The sequence below is a fragment of the Plantactinospora alkalitolerans genome (genome assembly GCF_015690345.1).
In the GTDB taxonomy this organism is placed as follows: domain Bacteria; phylum Actinomycetota; class Actinomycetes; order Mycobacteriales; family Micromonosporaceae; genus Plantactinospora; species Plantactinospora alkalitolerans.
The window spans coordinates 1-5,040 of sequence record NZ_JADPUN010000391.1; the positions used below are offsets into that span (position 1 = coordinate 1).

General features: G+C 69.5%; 5 protein-coding genes. 2 read left to right on the top strand and 3 right to left on the bottom strand.

Features of this window, described 5'->3' with window-relative positions; translation table 11 throughout:
• The 3 genes from I0C86_RS38795 to I0C86_RS38800 all read right to left on the bottom strand — a co-directional run.
• Positions 1–892 (bottom strand): AfsR/SARP family transcriptional regulator (locus I0C86_RS38795; RefSeq protein WP_196206298.1); only part of this gene is annotated, 892 nt, incomplete at its 3' end.
• A gap of 145 nt (positions 893–1,037) precedes the next feature.
• Complete coding sequence (locus I0C86_RS44680) at positions 1,038–1,160, bottom strand: hypothetical protein (protein ID WP_255527944.1); 123 nt, start codon at positions 1,158–1,160, stop codon at positions 1,038–1,040.
• Positions 1,161–1,165: 5 nt separating this feature from the next.
• On the bottom strand, positions 1,166–2,128 hold the full coding sequence (locus I0C86_RS38800; protein ID WP_196206301.1) for a TIGR03557 family F420-dependent LLM class oxidoreductase: 963 nt from the start codon (positions 2,126–2,128) through the stop codon (positions 1,166–1,168).
• Between the two features lie 257 nt (positions 2,129–2,385).
• Between I0C86_RS38800 and I0C86_RS38805 the strand changes: the two genes are divergently transcribed.
• Both I0C86_RS38805 and I0C86_RS38810 read left to right on the top strand, forming a co-directional pair.
• On the top strand, positions 2,386–3,801 hold the full coding sequence (locus tag I0C86_RS38805; RefSeq protein WP_196206299.1) for a M1 family metallopeptidase: 1,416 nt from the start codon (positions 2,386–2,388) through the stop codon (positions 3,799–3,801).
• Between the two features lie 176 nt (positions 3,802–3,977).
• Positions 3,978–5,040: glycoside hydrolase family 5 protein (locus I0C86_RS38810; RefSeq protein ID WP_196206300.1), on the top strand; the 1,063-nt coding region annotated here is incomplete at its 3' end.

Sequence of the window (5,040 nt, forward strand, 5' to 3'; positions counted from 1 at the left end):
AGATGTGTATAAGAGCCAGGCGGCCGGGGAGCCCACCGGCGCGGCGGTGTCCCGGTGGCCCGCCGGGGCGGCGGCCCGGCCGGTCCGGCTCGTTTCGACCGGCCGGCTCCGGTGCTGTCGGCGCGGCCGTCCAGCGCGGCGGATCGAGTACCGGATCCCGGTTGAGGATCTGACGATGCAGCGTCGCGAGTCGCGGACCCGGCTCGATGCCGAACCCGTCGGCCAACCGCCGGCGGAACTCGCCGAAGACGTCAAGGGCATGGGTCACCCGACCGGACCGGTAGAGCGCGATGATCAGGTCCGTGTGGAGCCGCTCGTTGAACGGGTCGGTGGGAACGAGCCCGAGCAACTCGGTGACCAGTGATTCGTGCCGTCCGAGGGTGAAGTCCAGTTCGATGCGGCGGAACTGTACGGCCGCGCGCCGCTCGTTGAGCAGGGTGACCGCGTTCTGGACCAGTTGGCCGTCCAGCCCGGCCAGCGCCGGCCCGCGCCAGAGGTCGAGCGCGGCCCGGAGCTTCGTGGCCGCGTCGGGGAAGGCTCCGGCCGCTGCGGCCCGCTCCGCCTCACCGACCCGTTGTTCGAACAGCAGCGAGTCGATCTCGTCGGCCGACGCGGCAAGCCGGTAGCCGGCGGTCTCGGTGACCACCGCCGTCGGTGGTGCGCCGGCCCGGACGAGCAGCCGGCGGAGCTGCGATACCACGATGGTCAGTTGGGCGCGGGCCGTCGGCGGGGCGTGCCAGTCCCACACCGCCTCGATCAGCCGCTCGGTCGGCACCGTTCGGTTGGCTTCCAGGAGCAGGGTGGCGAGCAGGGCCGAGACCCGCCCGCTCCGGATCCGGAGTGGGACACCGGCAGCCTCGATCGTCAGGGGACCCAGGATTCTGTACCGCATACGCGTCTCCGCCTCGCCGTGGCCGCCGTACGGCCGCCGAGGCCGAGCCTGGCCCAACCATCGGAGTCGAGCCAGGGACACCAGACCCGACGACCCGGGAGGATCGCCCAGCAGGCCGGGCGGCGGTCGACGGTGTGAGGTCCGCTCAGTTCAGCACCAGGTTGACCAGGACGGTGAGCGCGATCGATCCGAGGATCGAGATCAGGATCATCAGCAGGCAGCCGAGCCCGCCGCCGAGCGGGCGGACCTCGACCCGGCCGAACCGCATGCCGGTCAGAGTTCCCGGAGCCGGGGCAGCAGCTCGTTCTGCGCCCAGTCCAGGAACATCGGCTGGCCCTCGACTCCGACCTGGACGAACGCCACGTCGGTGAAGCCCGCGTCGACGTACTTCTGGAAGGCCGAGACGTGTGCCTCCAGGTCCGGTCCGCACGGCACGAGCTGTGCGATGTCCTCGGGCCGGATGTGGTCGCTGGCGCTGACGAAGGACTCGGGACCGGGCAGTTCCGCCTTGACGGTCCAGTTCAGCGCCGCCCACCGCCACTGGTCGTGCACCGTCTTGCGGCAGGCGGCCTCGTCCGGCCCGTAGCAGATCGCCGCCTGGCCGTAACGCGGCTTGCCGCTGCCGCCGGCCTCGTCGTACATCCGGACCACGGCCGCGTCGGGGTTGTCGCAGACCAGCGCGTCGGCGTACTCGGTGACGAGGGCGACGGAGTGCGGCCCGGAGGCCGCGAGGGCGATCGGGACCGGTGTCTCCGGTCGGTCCCAGAGGTACGCCTCGGGAACCTCGAAGTGGTTGCCGGAGTACGACAGGTTGTCGCCGTCGAGCAGCGGCCGGATGATCTGCAACGCCTCCTCGAGCATCTCGTGCCGCTGGTGCACGTGTGGCCACGCGCCGACCACGTGCTCGTTCAGGTTCTCTCCGGCGCCGAGCGAGAGGGTGAACCGGCCGTCGGAGAGCACTCCGATCGTCGCCGCCTTCTGCGCCACCACCGCCGGGTGGTAGCGCCGGATCGGGCAGGTGACGTAGGTCATCAGCTTGATCCGGGAGGTGGCGTGGGCGACCGCGCCGAGCACCGACCAGGCGTACGGGGAGTGGCCCTGGGAGTCCAGCCAGGGGTAGTAGTGGTCGGAGATGACGAGGTAGTCGAATCCGGCCTGCTCGGCCCGGACGGCCTGCTCGACGAGCTCCTTCGGTCCGGTCTGCTCGCACATCAGCGTGTAGCCCACTCCGACCATGTCGACCTCCTCTGCCATCGGCGATCCTGCTTCTCTACCCGGTTCGGTCGCGACGAATCCCGGCGAATGAGGCAGTGATGTCCTTGACTGTCTTCCGGCCGTCGGAGTAGCTTCGCTCTTAACCGGTTAAGGATCACCGGTGCGTCATCCTTGTGGTGGGGATGACGGCGCCCGGGAGGGCGGTTCCGCCGGCCGCCCGGGCGCCGCCCGCCGGTGCGCCTTCCCCCGGGTGAACAGCCGTATTAACGTGTCTGACCATGGTGATCTCTCGACGTGTCGGTGCCGTGGTCGTGGCGGCGACGGTCACGCTCTCGCTCGGTGCCACCCCCGCCGCCGCGACCGGCCGGGGCTCCGGCCACGGCGGTGCCGGCGGCGGACCGGGTGCGCCGGGTGCCGGCGACAACTACTTCCCGGCGGCCGGCAACGGCGGGTACGACGTGCTCCACTACGGACTCGACATCCGCTACGAACCGTCCAGCCGCGCCTTCGTCGGAGTGGCCACGATCGACGCCCGAGCCACCGAGCGGCTGTCCCGGTTCAACCTGGACCTGCGTGGCTTCGAGGTGCGATCGGTGACCCTCGACGGCCGCTCGGCCCGCTACGACCGGGACGGCCAGGAGTTGCGGGTGTCGCCGGCGCGGGGGCTGGCCCGGGGTGAACGGTTCACGGTGGTGGTCCGGTACGACGGCACCACCGGGCGGCCGACCGACGCCGAGGGTGCCCTCTACGGGTGGGTCTCCACCCCGGACGGCTCCTTCGTCGCGAACGAGCCGGACGGCGCCTCCACCTGGTACCCGGTCAACGACCATCCCACCGACAAGGCCGGTTACGACTTCCGGATCACGGTGCCGGCGGGCAAGACGGCCGTCGCCAATGGTGAACTCCTCGACCAGCGGACCAGCAAGGGCTGGACCACCTTCGTCTGGCGGGCCCGGGACCCGATGGCCAGCTACCTCTCCACCGCCTCGGTCGGCGACTACGACCTGCGGCGCTCGACCGGCCCGCACGGCCTGCCGATCATCGACGCCGTCGACCGCGACCTGGGACCGGACGCCGCCGACGGGCTGGCCCGGACCAGGGAGATGATCTCCTTCTTCGCCGACCTGTTCGGCCGCTATCCGTTCACCTCGTACGGCGCGATCGTCGACGACGACTCCGATGCCGGGTACGCCCTGGAGACCCAGACCCGGCCGATCTACTCCGGCCCGCCCAGCGAGGGCACGGTGGCGCACGAGCTGGCCCACCAGTGGTACGGCAACAGCGTCAGCCCGGCGCGCTGGCAGGACATCTGGCTCAACGAGGGCTTCGCCAGCTACGCCGAGTGGCTGTGGGAGGAGCACACCGGCGGGCCCACCGCGCAGCAGCAGTTCGACACGGCGTACGCCCGTCCGGCGACGGCCGGCTTCTGGAACCCGCCGCCCGGCGATCCGGGAGCCACGAACCTCTTCGCCGGCTCGGTCTACACCAAGGGCGCGATGACGCTGCACGCACTCCGTACGAAGATCGGGGACCGGGCCTTCTTCACGCTGCTCCGTACCTGGTACTCCGCGAACCGGAACGGCACGGCCAGCACCGCCGACCTGGTCCGGCTCGCCGAGAAGGTTTCCAAGCGGCAACTCGACGGCTTCTTCCAGACCTGGCTCTACACCCCGGGCAAGCCGACGTCCTGGTGAATCGAGCTGAGTAGCCCTCCACCGATGCTGGTGGAGGGCTACTTAACCGGTTGCGTTAGTCGTCCCATCGGCCTACCCTGATCCGTGCCGCCGCAGGGAGTCGGGTGGTAACTGCCGGGCTGCAGTTACCAATTCCTCACGTTCCCCCCGTCATGGGGTTCCCCCCGAGGTAGGTCATGAGAAAACGAATCTGTGCCGCCGCATCAGCCCTGCTAGCGCTCGTCGTTGCCGTGGTCGTCTCGCTTGTCGTCGTGGCCCAGCCGGCTCAGGCGGCGGCGGGTTTCACGGTCAGCGGCGGGCGGCTGCTCGACGCGAACGGCAACCAGTTCATCATGCGCGGCGTCAGCCACGCGCACACCTGGTACGCCAGCCAAACCGGTTCATTCGCCAACATCAAGTCACTGGGCGCGAACACCGTACGGGTGGTGCTCAGCAGCGGCGCGCGGTGGACCCAGAACAGCGCCAGTGACGTGTCCAACGTGATCTCGCTGTGCAGGGCGAACCGGCTGATCTGCGTACTGGAGGTGCACGACACCACCGGCTACGGCGAAGAGGGCGCGGCGATCACGCTCGACCAGGCGGTCAGCTACTGGATCAGCATCCAGAGCGCCCTGGCCGGCCAGGAGAACTACGTCATCCTGAACATCGGCAACGAGCCGTTCGGCAACAACGAGGCCACCAGCGCCAACTGGCCGACCCACACCCGTAACGCGATCACCCGGCTGCGTAACGCCGGATTCGATCACACGATCATGGTCGACGCGCCGATGTGGGGCCAGGACTGGCGCTTCGTCATGCGGGACAACGCCCAGTCGGTGTTCAACGCCGACCCGGACCGGAACACCGTCTTCTCGATCCACATGTACGGCGTCTTCGACACCGCCGCCGAGATCACCGACTACCTCGGCCGGTTCCGCAGTGCCAACCTGCCGATCGTGGTGGGCGAGTTCGGGCACAACCACTCGGACGGCAACCCGGACGAGGACACCATCATGTCGTACGCCCAGGCCAACGGGATCGGCTACATCGGCTGGTCGTGGAGCGGCAACGGCGGTGGCGTCGAGTACCTCGACATGGTGACGAACTTCGACGTGAACCAGTTGACCTCCTGGGGTCAGCGGATCTTCAACGGTGCGAACGGGATCCGGCAGACGTCCCGGGAGGCGACCGTCTACGGCGGAACGAACCCGCCGACCACCGGCCCGACCACCCGGCCGCCGACGACTCCGCCCACCACCC